We start from the raw sequence: 16,729 nt of genomic DNA, 5'->3' as shown, positions 1-16,729 counted from the left end.
CCCTGCCACTGTTGATCGTGACTCTTGGTGTGGTGTAGTCGATCAATCGGCGGTCAAGTTGAGGGCGTTGGATAGCGCGGGGGCACTTTCGCCCGGCTCGGCGCCGGTGTTCACCGGGTGGGCAGCTTCGCGTACACCCGGCGATCGTGCACGGGCACTTGCGGTCCCGTCGTACTTCGCAGCGTCGGGCGGGTCAGCCAGGGGTGCGAGGTCAGCCAGGAGTCGGGAGGGCAGGTTGTTCGTCAGCGGCAACTCGGGGCACACGGCCCGCCGGGGCGCCCTGGAGTCGAAGGAGACAGCGACCGACGGCGACGCGTCGAGACCGTCGATGTCCACCACGTGCCGCACCGGCGTGCCGGCGATGGGCGGCGGTCACCAAAGCCGAGGCCCACTGCGGGCCGCCTGCCATCTGCTCCAGTCCTCCACCATCAGCAGCATCTGCGGGCTCAGCTCGAGGCTGTTGGGGTACTCGGTGATCGCTTCCGGTGCCAGCACGCACGGCTCCGGCAGATAGCCGTCATCGTTCACCTCGTACGGTTCGGGCGGTGTGGCGAGGATGTCGACGACCTCGGCGGCGGACCGCCAGAACAGTGCGGTCGACGGTTTGTGATGCGGATCGTGGTCGTAGGGGCACCAGAGGACCTGGAGCAGATCGGCCTGTCCGGGCGGCTGCAGCAGGGGTATGTCGCGCAGATACAGCTGGGCCACGGGCAGCATGGGGACCGGGCAGTCCGCGGACGGAGGGTCGGCGTCGAGCCGCTCCGTGAGCCTCGCGGCGTTCCGCTCCTTGATCGCCTCCTCCTCGGGCGTCATCCCACCACGACCATCGTGATCACGGTGCCACCGGGCCTGCCTGCGCCTCATGAGCCGCACGTCGGCAGGCGACTGGCGGAACCCGCTGTCCACGTGCAGGTGCGAGGCTTCGCAGTGCGGCCATGGCTCCTGCGCCGGCCACAGCAACGGCCCCCCGACCGAGCTCTCCCTGGCCGAAGGCGACCCGGGACGAGGGTGCAGCCGAATCGCAGGACGTGCCAACGGCGCCAGCTCGGGAAAGACTGCGGTCACGTCCACGGGCCGCGGCGGAGTAGTGCGTACGAAAACCATGTCGGTGATCCTGTCACCAGTCACTGACAACCCCTGGCCGCCTCAACCAGCTTCGGTGGCATCGGTGTTCAGCCGGTCAAGTCCAACGCATGCAGCCTCGGCCACATCGACAGTAAGCCTGCCCATGTGGCAACTAGCGTGCTTCGGCCCAGCCATCACTCGATCAGTGGTCACCCTGAAAAAGCTCACTGCATCTACCAGGACCCACGCGCGGACACACAGCAGCGACAGCTTCTGCGGGTATCGCAAAGGTCAATGGTGCCTGGTTTTCAGCAACATGACCACGAGGGCCACAAACAGAATCGCGAGCATGATGGCGTACCACGTGAAGAGGTCGCGAATCGGATCGGCGAGTTCTTCCGCTCCGGCCGCCGCACAGAGGATCTTTCCGCATAGGAAGTTCATGGGGTCGCCTTCTTCTGGAACGGCCGTTTTGCGGCTCCTGCCGGAGGAAACAGCAGATTCCGAAATTCCGGGTGACTAACGCCCTCACTGTCATTGAACACCCGGGAACCCCCGCGCGCTCGCACGGTCGGGCATTGCCCCTCCCCCGACCTCGTCGTCGCCCGTCTCGTCGTCGCTGCGCGGATCGCGCGCGGACCGCCTGGTCACCGACATCGTCATCGAGTCCGTCGCCGGGCCCCCGCGAGGGCTGAGTCGGCGGTCGAGCAGGTGCCACCCCGCAACCAAGCTGGACCGGCAGCGGTTTCGACCGGGACGACCGGCTCACGGGGTGGCCGATTTCCATCACATCCCGGGACGAAATCCCAGGCGACCGGTTGACGCAGGCAACGACATGACGCCGTTACCGGCGGCACGGACCTGGGGGTCGTCCAGGCGCCCCCGGCCCGAGCCGATGCCGACGAGGACGTCGCCTCCCCTGTGGAGCCCGATCCGCTCGGATCTCGAAGTCCATCGCACCCCTTGAGCTGGGGGACCGTAGACGGCTACGGCCCAGCTCCGCATCGATCGCCCGGATCGTGGACCGTCCTCGCCGCGCTGACCACCACCGTCCAGACGCTGCCCGCCCAGCCGAAGCGGTCGCTGACCTGGGCAGGGCAGCGAGATGGCCCGGCACTGCGATTTCACCCTCGCCACCGACATCCCGGTCTACTTCTGCGACCCCGCCAGCCTCTGGCAGCGCGGTGTCGCGCACGCGCCAAAGTCACTGGTATGACACCTGGACCTCACAGGCTCAGAGGCTGACCGGCCGTGCCCGCACCGCCTGGCCGCATCCGGGCCCGACCGGAGGGGCTCAGCTGGTGGCGGCCTTCGCGACCAACTCGCTGATCTGATCGACCGCGGCGGAAGGACCGGGGAAGAACCGGTTCTTGGTCAGCGCGAAGGAAATGCCGGTCGCGGTGTCGGCATACGCCGCGCTGCCTCCCATGCCGGGCATGCCGAAAACGCTCAGCGTCTCCTGCGGGTTGGCTCCTGGCCGGCCGAGGTTGTAGCCCAGCGCGCGCGGCATCGGGAAGCCGACCATTTGGTCGACATCGGCCGTGGCCAAGGCTGTGACCTCACGCAGCCGCTCGTCCGAGACCAGCCGGACACCATCCACCTCACCAAGCAGCGCGGCGTACATCCTGGCCACCGCGCGGGCGGACATCGTGCCGCCCGAGGGAATGTCCGAAGCGAGCACCACGGGGTTGTTGCCGTATTCGGCGCTGGGGGTCACTGCGGGCGGCGTGGCCTTCAGCATCGGCATGTCGGCGGGCATCGCTGCCATCATCGCTGCGGTACCGGGCGCCTCCTGGAGTCGGGCGAGCCGGCCCAGCTCGGACTCCGGGACGCCGAAGAACAGCTCGTCGGCGATGCCCAGCGGAGCGGCCACCTCCTGGCTGAGTACTTGCGAGATCGTCTTGTCGGTGGCCCGGCGGACGATTTCGCCCATCACGAAGCCCCAGGTCATCGCGTGGTAGCCGGTCTTGGTCCCGGGCTCCCACCAGGGCTCGGAGCTGGCGATCAGCGCACACATCCTGTCCCAGTCAGCCAGGTCCTGCACCGTGAGATCGGACGGCACTGCCGGGACGCCGATCGAGTGGGTCAGGGCGTGGCGGATGGTCGCCTTGTTCTTGCCGTGGGCGCCGAACTCGGGCCAGAGCTCCACGATCGGCGTGTCATAGTCAAGGGCGCCGCGGTCTGCGAGGACGTGCACCACCGTCGCAGTCACGCCCTTGCCGGTGGAGGCGCTGTAGAACGGGATGTCCGAGGTGACCGGACGGCCGCTGTCAGGGTCGGCGACGCCCGCCACCGCGTCCACCACCAGCTCACCGTGCTGGTACACCGCGACCTGGATACCCAGCTCGGCCCCCGACTCCACCAGCTGGTCAATGGCCTGTTGCACAAGCTTCTGCATGATGTTCATGCCCTCTCGATCTTTGGCTACGGCGCTTGTGGGCGCCGTTCACTCGAGAGTCGGTGCCAACGGTGAGATCTCGACATCTCCACAGCGCTACTCGGCGCTGCCCAACCACCAGGCCGACCAAGCTCGGCATGATCCGGGACGAGAACCCAAACGAATGGGCGCATGCGCCCGCCCATTCGCGGCCCGCATCGGGGCACCACCCCCGCGACATCGGCTCCGGAGTCAATCCCCCGAAGGACTTGGATGTCCAATGGGACTCCTGTGAACCGACTTTGAACTCACTGATGACAAAGTATGGACGCGCTCGGCAGAAGTCCCCTAGCGTGACGGCGAAACCGTAGGAGTACCGACTCTTCGGCATCAGCATCCGCGTTTCCGTATAGCTCGACCGGAGTGCGATCCGGCGGCCTCCGGTCCCGTCCTGGAGGACCGATGCATCCATACCCCTTCCGCCTCGCCCGAAGACAGCTCACCGCTCTGCTCGTCGGCGGCTTCCTCGCGAGCGGAATAGCGGCCGCGCCTCCGTCCACCGCCGTACCCGCCGACATTCCACCCCAGGAACCCGGTGTCACCCTGCGCGTCTTCGACACCCAGATCCCACTCAGCAAGCTCTGCACGCTCAAACCGGGCCAGACACCCAACCACGACAAGCTGATGCCGACCGTGGACTGGTCCTCGACCGAAGACTTCGGCGGATTCGTCGACAACTTCTCGGCCCAGGCCTCCGGTTACCTCGTCATCCCCGCCGACGGGACGTACACCTTCCGTCTCATCAGCGACGACGGGTCACGTCTCACCATCGACGACCGTGAGGTCATCGACCACGACGGACTGCACGCCGCCGAGCCCAAGGACGGAGCCGTCGAACTCACCGCAGGCTCCCACCCCTTCCGCGTCGACTACTTCGAGCGCGGCGGCGAGCAGCAGCTCACGCTCGCCTGGAAGCCGCCGGGCGCCACCGACTTCACCGTCGTGCCGCGCGAGTCACTGACCACCGACGCCGGGGTCGTACGTGTCACGGCGCCGGGTCGCAAGGAGTGCGAGGCCGGCGCGGACAGCCCCGGTGACGGACTACCGCTCACCGATGTGCGCCCCGACCTCACCCTCACCGACCTGCGCCCGGACGGGTTCGAGCCGCAGGTCACCGGCATGGACTGGCTACCCGACGGGCGGCTCGCCATCAGCACGTGGGGCGGCTCCCAGAACAAGGCGGGCGAGGTGTACCTCCTCGACCATGTCACCGGGAACACCAGCCGCGACAGGGTGACCGTCAAGAAGATCGCAAGCGGGCTGCGCGAGCCCATGGGCATCAAGTACGTCGACGGCTCCCTCTACGTTTCGCAGAAGCACGAGTTGACCCAACTCGTCGACACCGACAAGGACTCCGTCACCGACGAGTACCGCACCGTGGCCACCTGGCCATACAGCGGGAACTTCCACGAGTTCGCCTTCGGACTGCTCTACCGCGACGGCTACTTCTACGTGAACCTGTCCGTCGCCATCAACTACGGCGGGGCGACCACCACCCCGCAACCGGCCCCGGGCCGCGGCACCACGTACCGGGTCAGCAAGAAGACAGGGAAGATCCATCCGGTCGCAGGCGGTCTGCGCACGCCCAACGGGATCGGCTGGGGTCCGGGCGGTGGCCTCTTCACCACCGACAACCAGGGCGGCTGGCTGCCGGCCAACAAGCTCGTCCAGATCAAGCAGGACCGCTTCTTCAACCACTACACCGAGCCGTCTGGCCCGTTCGACGACCGTCCCGTCACCCAGCCGGTGCTGTGGCTGCCGCAGAACGAGATCGCCAACTCCCCCAGTACTCCTCTTTACTTGACCAAGGGCCAATTCACCGGGCAGATGCTCTTCGGTGACGTCACGTACGGTGGGCTCCAGCGCGGCTTCCTGGAGAAGGTGAAGGGGCAGTACCAGGGAGCCGTGTTCCGCTACACGCAGGGACTCGAAGCCGGCGTCAACCGGATCACCATGGGCCCCGACGGCGCGATCTACGCGGGCGGTCTGGGCGCCGACGGCAACTGGGGTCAGGAAGGCAAGCTGAAGTTCGGCCTGCAGAAGCTGACACCGAACGGCGGCAACACCTTCGACATCAAGGAGATGCGGGCCGTGGCCGGCGGCTTCGACCTGGAGTACACCCAGCCGGTGTCCGAGGCCACCGCCGAGAAGCTGGCCTCCCACTACCAGGCCGAGCAGTGGCGCTACACCCCGACATCGGATTACGGCGGGCCGAAGATCGCCGAGGAGCCGCTCGCCGTACGCTCGGCGACGCTCGCCGACGACGGGCGCACGGTCCGGCTGCGCCTCGACGGACTCAAGCCCGGCCGCGTCGTGCACGTGCGCTCGCCGCGCCCCTTCGCATCCGCGTCCGGCGAGACGCTGTGGAGCACGGAGGCCTGGTACACGCTCAACGCGATGCCAGGCCAGCAGCCGCCGCCCGCCACACTGTACGAGGCCGAGGAGGCGCGCCTGACCGGCACGGCGGGCGTCAACACCGACCACTCCGGGTACTCGGGCAGCGGCTTCGTCGACCGCTACAGCACCCCGGGCAAGGTGGCCACGACGTTCGACGTGACAGTCCCCAAGGCCGGCGAGTACGACGTGAACCTGCGCTACTCGAACGGTCCCAACCCATTCCAGGGCACCAAGTCCCTCTCCCTGTACGCCAACGGGGAGAAGCTACGCCAGACGAAGCTCCCCTCCACAGGCACGTGGGACGCCTGGTCGACCAGGACCGAACGCCTCAGCCTGCGCGCGGGCCACAACACCCTCGCGTACCGCTTCGACGCCGGAGACACCGGTCATGTCAACCTCGACCTGATCACCGTGCGTCCGCACGACGCCCCGGTCACCCTCTTCGACGGCACCACCGCCTCCCAGACGCAGTGGCAGCATCCGGACGGGCGGCGCGTGGAATGGCCGCTCGCCGCCGAGCAGTCGATGGAGGTGTGCTGCGGCGACATCCGCACCAAGGAGGCCTACCAGGACTTCGAACTGCACGTGGAGTTCCGGGTTCCGTTACTGCCGGACGACGTGACCGGCCAAGACCGCGGTAACAGTGGCGTCTATCTTCAGGACCGCTACGAGGTGCAGATCCTCGACTCGTACGGTGACACCACGCTCGACACCAACGAAGCCGGGGCGATCTACCTGAAGAAGGCCCCCGACGTGAACGCGGCGACGGCGCCGGAGACCTGGCAGACGTACGACATCACGTTCCGCGCGGCACGGTTCGACGAGAGCGGCCGTAAGACAGCCGACGCACGGGTGACGGTCGTGTGGAACGGCAAGAAGGTCCACGACGACGTCGCGATCGACGGGCCGACCGGCGGGGGTGCGCCGGAGGGGCCGTCGGCCGGGGCGATCCGTCTACAGGACCACGGGAACAAAGTACGGTTCCGCAACATCCGGATAGAACAGTTGAGTTGACGCGCCCAGTCCACTGTCGCCCAGCCGCGGGGCGCGCCCACCAGGTCGTGGGCGCGCCCCCTTTCCCGTTCTTTGCGAACCAAGCGGTGCAGGCGTTTTGACGTGCTCACTGCCCTTAGGGCTGTCCCGTAATCGCCGTCCGGTAGGGCAGCGACTGTGAAGGCCGGGAATCGACGGCGACGTTCTGTCGGGTCTGATCCTGACAGCGGTCGAGGATCAGCCTCTGGCTGAGGTGAGCCGCTCGCCGCGGACGGGCGGCCCCGGCAACGGGCCTTCCCGTCAGGACGCCGGCTCCATCCGTGAGTGGGGCTTTGCCCGAACGTGCATGCGTTCACCTTGGGGGCCGAACAGGCTGAGGATCTCCACGGGTGACTCGCCCGTGGGGCCGAACCAGTGCGGCAGGCGGGTGTCGAACTCGGCGGCCTCACCCGGCCCCAGGATCAGATCGTGGTCGGCCAGGATGAGCCGCAGGCGTCCGGACAGGACGTACAACCACTCGTACCCCTCGTGCGTGACAGGCTCAGGCCGGTTCTGGTCCGCCGGAATGATCGACTTCCAGGCTTGCAGCCCCCCGGGCTGGGCCGACAGCGGGATCACCGTGCGCCCGTGGTGCACGCGGGGTCTGCAGCGGACCCGTGGGTCGCCGACCTCGGGCGCCCCGACGAGTTCGTCCAGGGGTACCTGGTGGGCCTGGGCGATGGGTAGCAGCAGTTCCAGGCTCGGGCGGCGCTGGCCCGACTCCAGCCTCGACAGAGTGCTCTTGGAAATGCCGGTGGCCTCGGCCAGCGCCGACAGGGTCACACCCCGCTGGGCGCGGATGCGCCTGAGGCGGGTGCCGACCTGGGCCAGCGTGGCGGCGATCGGTGATTGCTCGTCCATACCCTCATTTCACCTCCAGCGTCCCAGAAATGGCAACCAAAGTTGTCACTTCAAGACCTCACGCGCACTATCGCGTCAGGAGGTTCTTCACATGATCAATACGACGAATGACCAGAACAGCAAGGCACAGCGCGGCGACTTCGACGGGGTCCACGACGTGGTGGTGGTCGGTGCCGGAGCGGCCGGTCTGAACGCCGCCCTGCTCCTGGGCCGCGCTCGCCGCAAGGTAGCGGTGATCGACGCCGGCGAGCCGCGCAACGCGCCCGCCACGCACATGCACGGCTTCCTGTCCCGCGACGGACTGCCCCCGGCGGCCCTGCTCGACCTCGGGCGTGCCGAGATCGCCCGCTACGGCGTCCAGCTCATCCGCGGGCAGGTGGACCAGATCGACCACGGCTACTACGTCCGTATGGCGGGCGGGGTGGTGCTCAAGGCCCGCCGCGTCCTGATCGCGACCGGGCTGCGCGACGAGCTGCCCGACATCCCCGGCGCGCGCGAGCGGTGGGGCAAGGACCTGCTGCACTGCCCGTACTGCCACGCCTACGAGGTCCGCGACCAGCCGCTCGCCGTCCTCGGCACCCACCCGGGAGCGGTGCACCAGGCACTGCTGCTGCGCCAGTGGAGCGATGACGTCGTCTTCTTCCCACACACCCTGGACCTGACCGCGCAGGACCGGGAGCAGCTGGCGGCGCGCGGCGTGCGCTTCGCCGAGGGGGAGGTCAAACAGCTCGTCATCGACGGCGGCCGGCTGCGCGGCGTCGAACTCTGCGACGGCCGCGTCGTCCCCCGCGCCGCCGCCTTCGTCGTTCCCCGCCCCGTGCCGCACGACGACCTGCTGACCTACCTGGGCTGCGACAAGGACGACAACGGCTGGGTCACCACCGACCGCACCGGCCACACCAGCGTCACCGGCGTCTGGGCCGCCGGCAACGTCATCGATCCACGAGCCCAGGTCGTCACCGCCGCCGGCATGGGATCCGCCGCCGCCTTCGCCATCAACGCCAACCTGCTGGACGAGGACGTCGACCGCGCCGTCGAACACCACCGCCACACGGCCGCCGCCACCCAGTAGCCCAAAACACGGCACCGCCGGGCCCATCACTCCCCCACCCGCCCAAGACAAGGAGCCCACACATGCCCACACATGCCCCACGCCCGGTGGACAGCGTCACCGAGCAGACATTCACCGTGCGCGTCCTCCAGGCGGAGCGGCCTGTCCTGGTTCAGTTCTGGGCCACCTGGTGCCGCCCGTGCCGGATGGTGACCCCCATCGTGGAGCAGTTGGCCGCCGAACAGTCCGGCGACCTGGACGTCGTCCGGGTCGACCTGGACGAGGAGCCAGGGCTGGCCGTCCAGCACGGCATCACCTCGGTTCCCGCCTTCGTCGTCTACACAGGCGGCCGGCCCGCGGGCTCGTGGGTCGGCGCGGCGCCCCAGCACGTCCTGGAGGAGAAGCTCACCTCGATCCTGCGGGCCGGGGGCGATGGCCGGTGAGTGCCGAAACCGGAACAAGCCCCGGGCTCGGCACGACCTGCTGAATCGCTCACCGACCGGGCTCCGGAGCAGCACGTAGCTCAGGCGTCGACGGCCCGTCGCACGATATCGGCTGCGATGCCGTCCAGCGCGCCGGCGAGACCGGCGTGCTGCGCGCCTGGCGGCTGTCAAGCATCACGTCGACATTAGTCAGCGACGCAGCCAGCTGGTAGCCGCGTCACGCGGCCGCGCTCCCGCTGACCCGCACGAGCTCCGCAACCCAGTCCATCTGGTCGTCCATGACGTTCCACAGGCCGGCCGGGTGTGCCGGAGGGGTTGTGGGCGCTGTTTCGGCGGGTCGTGCCGCCAACTGAGGTGATTCGTCCGCAGGGTGGGGCTGGCGGCGGGCAGGTGACCGAGAGGTCCTGGCCGCGGTCATCTTCGTGGCCACCTCGGGCTGCACCTGGCGGCAGGTCCCACCCGTGTTCGGTCCAAGCTGGCAGACGGTCTACCGACGGTTCGCTCAGTGGAGCCGGGCCCGCGTCTGGGCCAGGCTCCACCGCGTCACCCTCGACGAACTCGGCATCCGCGGCGAGCTCGACTGGTCGCGGTGCGCGATCGACTCCGTAAGCCTCCAGGCCGCAAAAATAGGGGACTTCTGGCCGGACCCAATCCGACCGACCGCGGCAAGTTGGGATCGAAGATCCACCTGATCACGGACGGGAACGGATTCCACTGTCGCTGGGCATCTCGGTCGCCACAGATGGGTAGTTGAGAGGACCGTGTCCTGGCTCGCCGGCTGCCGTCGGCTCCACCGCCGCTACGAACGCAAGGCAGAACACTTCCTCGCCTTCGCCGGCATAGCCGCAGACCTCATCTGCCACCGCCGACTCGTCCATGCGGACGAGCAGGACCAATCAGTGTGAGGCTCCGACACTGCTGACCCAGACGTCGAAGGGCGGGGTCTCGGTCTGCTCCGAGAAGCTCTGCACGTCGTCAAGGTCCGACCAGGCGATGCAGCCCGGCTCGCTGTCGGTCAGAAATGCACCGCAGCAGTATCCCTGTACAGCTCGACCCGAGAACCACCAAGAGAACAACGTCCAAGCGTCCAACCGCCAGTGGGAACCATCGAGCCACTGGTCGGTTTCCATTGAAAGCCGCCGCGTTTATGACGATCGCGGGCAGGACTGTATCGGCTGAGGCACGAGGGCGGAGCTATGGCCAGATACAGCACCAGAAAGCCCAGCCGACTTCAGACCTCGTCGTCCAGACCAATGAGTCAGCTCATAGGTTGCCAGCGAGACTGGCGGCGATGGCGGTCAATCGACCCATTTCGTGGGCGACGCCCAACCCATCCATATAGTCGCGGACGTGCACGATCAGGCCCATCCGGACCCGGATCACCAAGAGGCCTGGGAAGTTGAACGGTTGGCCGGTCGTGGTCACGGTCCCCGTGACGACCTGCTCGACGGTGATCACTTCGGGGTCGGTGCTCTGGTGCACCGCGACTTCGCGGATCTGCTGCGGCTGCGCCGGGCTGCCCCCCCATACCGTCCGGTAGCCCGCTCGAACCTCTTCGCGGCCCCGGTAAAGCGCAGGCATGCCGGGGAAGAAAAAGGGGAACTCATGGATGGCGTCGACCGCGTACAGGTCGGCCAGGTCGTCCGCGGACTTGTCGAGCACCGCCCGCTGGTAGCGGGCCAGAACCTCGCGGGGGCCAAGATTGCCCGAGGTCATGTCCGGCATGAGATGGGGCTCCGTTCGATCACCGACTGGCCGAGCTCAAGCGTGTGAGGGGCCGGGATTTCAGGGTACGGACACGGGGAAAGCCTCCAAACTCCGGTCGAATCAAACGACTTGGAGACTCCCGCGACCGCACTCTACGTGAAGATCGGTGATGAGAGCGGAGGAAGCGATGGATGGAACGTTCGCCCCTGCTCAGCAATTCCGAACTCGTCTGTCTGACGGTGGCGCAGGCTCTGCTCGGGTACCGTGCCGAGGCCTGGTGGCTGCGATTCGCCCGCGAGCTTCTGGCCGACATGTTCCCGTACCTGTTGCCACAGCAGTCCGGCTGCAACAAGCGTCTGCTGACGGCCTTGCCCCTGGTCAAGGGAAGCACCAGGAGTCGGTCCGGAGGGGCAGGCCCGACCCAGCCGTCTGCTCAGGTTTCGATGACAAGCGTTTGGCTTTCGCTGGCACAGAACAGTGTCCGGTGACAGCGACGCTTGATCAATGGCCATCGAACATTGACCATCAGTAGGTTCGTGCCTTCTGGGCGGCACAACGTTCTGGTGTACCAGGCGGCAGGGGGACTCACGGATGCGCGCGCGGATCTTGATCACGGAGTGTTTGACCTGGGCTTCCGGTAAGAAGGCGGACAGGTTCGGTGGTCGATCGCGGCTCGCTGTGGTGTCCGCCGCTCTGCGCCACCGCGCTGCCGCATGCCTGCTCGCCGTCGCTGTCGTGGTGACCGCCGGGACTGGGTGCGATGTCGTCAAAGGTTCGAGTTCGGATTCGGGTCCGTCCGCATCGACCGAAGGCGGCGAGGCGACCCGCCGGGTCGAGGCCAAGGCGACAAACCCGCCACCGGGGCTGCCGACGGCCTTAACCGCCGGCCAGCGGCTCGACTGGTCGGCCTGCCCGGCACCGTCCGCGGCGCAGGGTGACGGTGACGCTCCGGGCGACGGCTGGGAGTGCGCCACGATGAAGGCGCCGTTGGACTACCGGCGGCCAGGCCACGACACGATCGACGTCGCCATGATCCGGAAGAGGGCCACCGGACCGGAGCGGAAGCGGATCGGCTCGCTCCTGTTCAACTTCGGAGGCCCCGGCGAGTCCGGCGTCATGGGGCTCCCCAGGTACGCGGGCGACTACGCACTGCTGGGCGAGCGCTACGACCTGGTCAGCTTCGATCCGCGAGGTGTCGGCGGGACCGCCCCCGTCAGCTGTGGAAAGAAGAAGTTCGAGGGCAGCGACGCCTGCCGGAAGTACTCCGGTGGGCTCCTGCCCTACGTCGGCACCTCGCAGACGGCGCGCGACCTGGACCTGATGCGCTATCTCCTCGGTGACGAGAAGCTGAACTACTTCGGCGTCTCCTACGGCACCGAATTGGGCGGTGTCTACGCCCACCTGTTCCGGAAGAACGTGGGCAGACTCATACTCGAAGCCCCTGTCGACCCGACTCAGGACCGGCTGCAGCAAGACCTCAGCCATATCAAGGCCGTCCAGCTCGCCTTCGACCACTTCGCTCAGCACTGTGCGAACACCTATGACGACTGCCCCACCGGCAGCGACCCCAAGAAGGCCGACCACCGCGTCATCGAACTGCTGGACAAGCTCAGAAAAGAGCCCGCCCCCACCGACGGCGACGAAAAACTCGACGGAGATCTCGCCGCTCTCGCCATCGCCAACTACCTGGACCTCGGCGAGGAAGGCCGCAGGCCTCTGGTGAAGGCGCTCAACGAGGTCATTCAGCGGGGCACCGGCAGCAAGCTGCTGCAGAAGGCATACGACCACGCCCCAGACGCGCGGGTCCGGCCCCTAGCCGGCGTCAACGCCCCCAGCAAAGCCTCGGGCGACAACAGCGTGTCCGCCCTTGTCGCGATCACCTGCGCCGACTCCAACCTGCGTCCCGGGTTCACCCAAGCCGAGGAAATGATCAAACGGGCCAAGGCGGCCAGCCCCGTCTTCGGTGAAGCCTTGTCCTCGAGCGTCTACCTCTGCTACGACTGGCCGTTCAAAGGTGAGCGAGCCGCTCCCGACGTCAGCGCGGACGGCGCTTCCCCGATCCTCGTCGTCGCCAACACCGGCGACCCGACAACGCCGTACGCGGGCGCCAAGCGCATGGTGGACGAGCTGGGCGAGGAGGTCGGCGTCCTGCTGACAGTGCGGGCCGAGGGCCACGGTTCCTACCCCTACAACCGCTGCGCGACCAGGGCCGTCAACACGTACCTCATCGACGGCACGACCCCCAAGCGTGAATCGACGTGCTCGTAGTACGTACACCCTCCGGGGCGCACGCCCCATTCCACCACTGCTACGGCAGCATTCAAGCTTCGCTGTCACAGGACACCGCTTTGTCCTGTCCTACCGAAGTCTGTGCAGTCTCGTCAACGTGTGTGTGGACGGATGCGCCGCTTCGAGGAGGAGTTCACGCCTCCGTAGCGAGGAACTGGTGGCGCGGCTGTCGAGGCGGACGTCGAGCGGCCCGGGGAACGGGCTGTCGGCCCGCAGGCACGTGGGCAGCCGGGAGGGGTCGAGCCCGTCGCGCTGCGCGATGAGGATGCCAAGTTCCTGACGGCTTATGGCGTCGGCTCCTGCCACATGGTGAACGCCGACCGCGCCGCAGGACGCGAGTTCCAGCAGGGCGGCAGCCAGGTCGGTGACATGCACCGGGCAGCGGATGTCGTCGGTGAACAGGACGCCGTCCCGGATACCTTCCGCGAGGTCGTGCACCATGCGTACGTGTGACACGCTAGTCCGGCGCCGCTCAGGCTTCACTGAGCAGAACAAGACCGTTCCGGTCCACAAAGCCTCCAGCGCCCTGCCGTCAGCAGCCAGCCGTGTCTGGGGAGCGACCGAAGGCCATCGGTCCGAGCGGGCCGCCGCCGTCCACCAACGGAATCAGTTGACCGAACAGGATTTCGACGTTGCCTTCTTGCGTAGCAATGCGAGCAGGTCGCCCCGCATGATCTCGACGGAGCCCGAGTCGCGGTGTCGCCGCGGGCGACGGCCCGATCGGCGACGTCCAAGAACTCACCGTCCCGAGGTCTCCTCTCCGCCCGGTCCGGACGGGCAGGGCGTGCATGACGTTACGGGGGCTGCCGCGGGCAGAGTCAGCTCGCCGGGTCGCCGGTACGCAGGGTAGATGCCCAGGCCAGCGGCTGAGGCGCCCACACCGGTGAGGACTGCCTGATAGATACCGGCGCCGGAGCGATGGGGCCGCCGGCATGTGGTGATCGCGCCATGCGTCGCTGGGCTACCCCGCCGGGCACTGCCTCCGGGCCGCAGCGCGCTGCGCGGCCGCTGTTGGCCGCCGCACCGGATGTCGCCACGCAGCCCGCCCGGTAGGCTCGCCGAAGGCAGGTGACCACGATGAGCGCACCCCCACTGCCGGGCATATTCGCCGACCTGGCGCCGGTCCTTGATCACTGGGGCTACTCGGCGGTCGGTGTACTGCTCTTCCTGGAGGACTTCGGCGTTCCGGTTCCCGGGGAGACCGTACTGATCGCCGCCGCCATATATGCCGGGGCAGGGCGGCTGAATGTGATCGCTGTTGCCGTGATCGCGGTGGGCGCGGCCCTCTGCGGCGACAACGTCGGCTTCCTCATCGGCCGTTACGGCGGCCGCCGCCTTGTTGCACGGTTCGGCCGCTACGTGCTGCTGACCCCGGCGCGGGTCGCCAAGGCCGAGGCATTCTTCACCCGGCACGGCGGCAAGGTCATCACCGTTGCGCGTTTCATCGAGGGCCTGCGCCAGGCCAACGGCATCATCGCCGGACTCAGCAAGATGCCCTGGCGCCGTTTCCTCGCCTTCAACACGCTCGGCGCCGTGCTCTGGGTGGGCAGCTGGGTGACCCTCGGAGCACTCGCCGGCGATCACATCAGCACCCTGTATCCAGCCATTCAGCGTTACGAGATGTACCTGCTGGCCCCAGCGGCGCTTGTCCTGGCCGCCCTGGTCACGCGCCACCTGATGCGCCGCCGTACCACTTCGGCATCACCGCCGCCCTCCCCGGACGACCAGGACGCTTCGGCTCCTTGATCCTCTGAGAAACCTGGCTACTGCAGTGTGATCGTCAGTGACGCACGACACGACCTCCTACGCGGTGTCCGGTAGGCGCACCGCGTGCGGGACGCCGCCGGCCACGGCTTGGGGACGGGTCGAAGCCGTCGCCAGTCGTACGGGAATGTCCGAGCTTCTCAGAGCGTCCGCCAGTAGGCGTGGAGTCCGGGGTGTTTGATGGCGTGGGGGCAACGGAGTTGAGCACGGGGTTCTATTTGCTTCGTGATCTCCGGGGGTGCCCGCCCCGCAGCCACCGCATCCGATAGTCTCGCCCCCGTCCTCCAAGGGGGCCTATGGACACGATCGGCAGCGGGACTCCACGATGGGGCGCATGCTGAGCACCCTCTTCGCCTTTCTCGGCGCCTGCACCCTGATCGCGGCCTCACCCGGCCCGAGCACAATGCTGATCATCCGAGAGTCCCTGCGCAGCCGGCGTGCCGGTTTCCTCACTGTGCTGGGCAATGAGACTGGCGTCTTCATTTGGGGTGTCATTGCGGCACTCGGGCTCACCGCACTGCTCGCGGCCTCCCAGTTGGCGTACGACATCATGCGGATCGCCGGTGCCGTGACTCTGGTCGGCTTCGGTATCAAGACGCTGCTGGACGCCCGTGGCGAGCAGGGAGAAGAGGAGAGCCAGGACGCACAGGCAGTGCACTCGGGCTGGGCTTCGTACCGCTCGGGCCTACTGCTGAACCTCGCCAACCCCAAGGCCGCAGTGTTCGCGATGTCCTTCCTCCCACAGTTCGTTCCCGCAGGCGCCCCTCATCTGCCCACCATGATCGGCCTGGCGGCCCTCTGGGCCGTCTTCGAGGTCGGCTACTACGGACTGTATGTATGGTTCGTCGGCCGAATGAAGAAGATCATCTCCCGAGCCAAGGTACGCCAGCGCCTCGAGCGGGTCTCCGGCACTGTGCTGGTCCTTCTTGGTGTTCGGATGGCTATCGAGAGCTGACGACGGCTGACGCCGTGGGTCAAGTCTGACCAGACCGCCGAGGCGTAACGTGCTCAACCGTTCTTCCTGCCACTACCTACTGGCGGAGACGCTAAGTAGTGTTCGACGACCAAGGAACGAGTGGCCTGGTTCTCGCGAGGCGATGTAGGTGACACCCACGCGAGGGCGACGCTCGAGGTACCAGGCAATAACAACATTCGGAAGACTCACTGGGTGCGGCTCACCCCCGGCCTGCCGGTTGGTGGCTCATAACCGCCGTTCCTCATCACCAGTTCCCGAGCGAGGTCGAGCCGGGCACGAACACGGACCTCGCAAGGCGCTGATCGGCTGGCGCTTCCACCTGACCTAAACGATCCACGCCGTGCGGAAGCTGCTGATACGCGACGGCTGGTACTGCCAACTACCCACCCGACATGCCATGGAGCGGAACGACGACACGGTGGCCGGGGGGTCAAGGAGGTGTGGCCCTGCGCTGAAATCTCGCGACGACCCGTGGCGCCGAGATACGGCAGTGAGCAGCCCGGAAGTGGCTGCCCGTCAACCGCCTGCCACGCTATGCGCACGACCTGGTTCCCTGCACCGATCACCGAGGGCCCCTCGCACGGCCCATGGTGTTCACCATGACGACGTGACGGGTGCAGGGCTGGGCCCGCTTCCCGCACGCGAGACGGCATCGCCGTACGCGGCCACGGGTGCGGAGCGCCGAGGCCGGTCGCAGTTGTGCCCTG

At 67.5% G+C, this 16,729-nt stretch carries 11 protein-coding genes and 5 pseudogenes; 10 read left to right on the top strand and 6 right to left on the bottom strand.

All coding sequences use genetic code 11. From position 1 onward, the window contains the following. Positions 1-372: 372 nt before the first annotated feature. Positions 373-813, bottom strand: a complete 441-nt coding sequence (locus tag ACWDEX_RS13905; RefSeq protein WP_450463520.1) for a hypothetical protein — start codon at positions 811-813, stop codon at positions 373-375. Between the two features lie 543 nt (positions 814-1,356). Next, positions 1,357-1,509: a hypothetical protein gene (locus ACWDEX_RS13900; protein ID WP_450463518.1), complete on the bottom strand. Its 153-nt coding sequence runs from the start codon at positions 1,507-1,509 to the stop codon at positions 1,357-1,359. Between the two features lie 603 nt (positions 1,510-2,112). Between ACWDEX_RS13900 and ACWDEX_RS13895 the strand changes: the two are divergent. Further along, positions 2,113-2,251, top strand: a pseudogene (locus ACWDEX_RS13895) (IS30 family transposase); the annotation flags it as partial. A gap of 108 nt (positions 2,252-2,359) precedes the next feature. On the opposite strand, the gene ACWDEX_RS13890 reads toward ACWDEX_RS13895, so the two are convergent. Continuing rightward, the gene (locus ACWDEX_RS13890) at positions 2,360-3,472 is read right to left on the bottom strand and encodes a serine hydrolase domain-containing protein (RefSeq protein WP_450463517.1); all 1,113 of its coding nucleotides are present in this window, start codon (positions 3,470-3,472) and stop codon (positions 2,360-2,362) included. A gap of 432 nt (positions 3,473-3,904) precedes the next feature. Here ACWDEX_RS13890 and ACWDEX_RS13885 point away from each other — a divergent pair, with 432 nt between their 5' ends. Further along, positions 3,905-6,913 (top strand): family 16 glycoside hydrolase, encoded by a 3,009-nt coding sequence (locus tag ACWDEX_RS13885; protein WP_450463515.1) that lies wholly within the window; start codon positions 3,905-3,907, stop codon positions 6,911-6,913. A 279-nt stretch (positions 6,914-7,192) separates the two neighbouring features. On the opposite strand, the gene ACWDEX_RS13880 is transcribed toward ACWDEX_RS13885, so the two are convergent. Beyond that, a complete protein-coding gene (locus ACWDEX_RS13880) occupies positions 7,193-7,792 on the bottom strand; it encodes a helix-turn-helix domain-containing protein (protein ID WP_450463514.1) in 600 nt (199 codons plus the stop codon). A 91-nt stretch (positions 7,793-7,883) separates the two neighbouring features. Here ACWDEX_RS13880 and ACWDEX_RS13875 point away from each other — a divergent pair, with 91 nt between their 5' ends. From ACWDEX_RS13875 to ACWDEX_RS13865, 3 genes and pseudogenes are all read left to right on the top strand, one after another. Next, positions 7,884-8,864 carry an NAD(P)/FAD-dependent oxidoreductase gene (locus tag ACWDEX_RS13875; protein WP_450463512.1) on the top strand — a complete coding sequence of 327 codons (981 nt, stop codon included), beginning with the start codon at positions 7,884-7,886 and terminating at the stop codon, positions 8,862-8,864. 62 nt (positions 8,865-8,926) lie between these two features. Next, complete coding sequence (locus ACWDEX_RS13870; protein WP_450463511.1) at positions 8,927-9,286, top strand: thioredoxin family protein; 360 nt, start codon at positions 8,927-8,929, stop codon at positions 9,284-9,286. Positions 9,287-9,589: 303 nt separating this feature from the next. Next, positions 9,590-10,191, top strand: a pseudogene (locus ACWDEX_RS13865) (transposase). Positions 10,192-10,549: 358 nt separating this feature from the next. On the opposite strand, the gene ACWDEX_RS13860 reads toward ACWDEX_RS13865, so the two are convergent. Further along, positions 10,550-11,011 carry a nuclear transport factor 2 family protein gene (locus tag ACWDEX_RS13860; RefSeq protein WP_450463509.1) on the bottom strand — a complete coding sequence of 154 codons (462 nt, stop codon included), beginning with the start codon at positions 11,009-11,011 and terminating at the stop codon, positions 10,550-10,552. Positions 11,012-11,068: 57 nt separating this feature from the next. Between ACWDEX_RS13860 and ACWDEX_RS13855 the strand changes: the two are divergent. Next, positions 11,069-11,376, top strand: a pseudogene (locus tag ACWDEX_RS13855) (hypothetical protein); the annotation flags it as partial. A 238-nt stretch (positions 11,377-11,614) separates the two neighbouring features. Next, on the top strand, positions 11,615-13,261 hold the full coding sequence (locus ACWDEX_RS13850) for an alpha/beta hydrolase (protein WP_450463508.1): 1,647 nt from the start codon (positions 11,615-11,617) through the stop codon (positions 13,259-13,261). A gap of 90 nt (positions 13,262-13,351) precedes the next feature. On the opposite strand, the pseudogene ACWDEX_RS13845 reads toward ACWDEX_RS13850, so the two are convergent. Then, a pseudogene (locus ACWDEX_RS13845) lies at positions 13,352-13,732 on the bottom strand (hypothetical protein); the annotation flags it as partial. A 627-nt stretch (positions 13,733-14,359) separates the two neighbouring features. Here ACWDEX_RS13845 and ACWDEX_RS13840 point away from each other — a divergent pair. From ACWDEX_RS13840 to ACWDEX_RS13830, 3 genes and pseudogenes are all read left to right on the top strand, one after another. Then, on the top strand, positions 14,360-15,028 hold the full coding sequence (locus ACWDEX_RS13840; protein WP_450463507.1) for a DedA family protein: 669 nt from the start codon (positions 14,360-14,362) through the stop codon (positions 15,026-15,028). A gap of 352 nt (positions 15,029-15,380) precedes the next feature. After that, the gene (locus ACWDEX_RS13835) at positions 15,381-16,001 is read left to right on the top strand and encodes a LysE family translocator (RefSeq protein ID WP_450463506.1); all 621 of its coding nucleotides are present in this window, start codon (positions 15,381-15,383) and stop codon (positions 15,999-16,001) included. Between the two features lie 313 nt (positions 16,002-16,314). Next, positions 16,315-16,474 (top strand): annotated as a pseudogene (locus tag ACWDEX_RS13830) (IS630 family transposase); the annotation flags it as partial. Positions 16,475-16,729: the final 255 nt, after the last annotated feature.

This window comes from Streptomyces sp. NPDC001020 (assembly GCF_053599115.1).
The sequence above is the reverse complement of the archived record's forward strand: the minus strand, read 5'-3'. Positions and strand labels throughout refer to the sequence as shown.